The organism is Vibrio sp. 704 (assembly GCF_033339295.1).
This window is the reverse complement of sequence record NZ_JAWOUH010000143.1, coordinates 1-1000: the sequence shown is the minus strand read 5'-3', so window position 1 is coordinate 1000 and position 1000 is coordinate 1. Positions and strand designations below refer to the sequence as shown.

Here is a 1000-nt window from a genome sequence, read left to right as displayed (position 1 = left end):
TTCGAGGGTCTTTGTTCTAAATTGCTCATGCGCTTTTATCACGCCATAACTTTCCCCATGAAGTTCCATTCTCTGCTCAATGAGTATTGCACCATCATTCAACTGCTGATATGTACTGTCGACAAAGGCGAGGTATGGCTGTACTTCTTCAACATAAATTGACTGGAAAACATTTTTCAAATAGCGAAATTGTGTGGTGTCTCGATTCTTTCCACACACAATGCGCTCCTGATTTTCTTCTAGCAATTTTGTGGTGACATCAAGCCACTCAGAAGTGCTGTTCAAAGTGAAGTAAACCTTACCCATCAAGCGAGACTTTTCCATTTCCTCTTGATATTGCACGAAGGAGAAAGAGGGTAAGCGCGAAATGACCCCTTTAGGCGTCTCATACATGGCATCTAACGCAGGAAAGGTTTTACTGACATGAGCAGTTTGATTGCGGCTTTTGGCTGATAACCAACTTGAAGCAGTGAGTTGCTTGCGCATGGTTTCGCTTGTGAGGAGAACGTTATCAAGATGAACGGGAAGATGCTGCCATTTTTGTTCATACAGGCGAGTTAACGTCGTGCGTTCGTCTTCGCTCAAGGGGTATTCAGTCAAACAACCATTGAGCGTGTTGAGCAAAGTGGTTTGGTAATCCAGGTCATGGAAAGGGTCTTGTACTTTGCCCAATTGGGAGTTCTTTTCCGCAATCAGGTTGAACAGGCCGCATTGACGCAGCTGGTAACTCTCTAGTAACCCTAGCGACAATCTTGGCAGCTCTTGATACAAAGCCCTTTTATCAGGAATCGTGATAGCGGAAACCTCGTTAAGCTCTCTCGGGGGAACGTCGAGTACGTTCGCTAAACGTTGATGGTACTTTTCAAAGATTGCGCGCTCTGGATTCATCCAACCGTTGCAACCGCTGAGCAAAGCGAGTAATGCGAAGAATAGGATTTTCACGAACTTCCTTGTCTGTTTGCTTGTGTTACTCAATTAATACGTTGTCAAAAAGTATACC

General features: G+C 44.5%; 1 protein-coding gene. It reads right to left on the bottom strand.

Annotated elements, in window-relative coordinates; genetic code table 11:
* Positions 1-942, bottom strand: a 942-nt coding sequence (locus R7R24_RS25040) for a DUF3080 domain-containing protein (protein ID WP_318119809.1), incomplete at its 3' end; no start/stop codon positions are given.
* Positions 943-1000 lie beyond the last annotated feature (58 nt).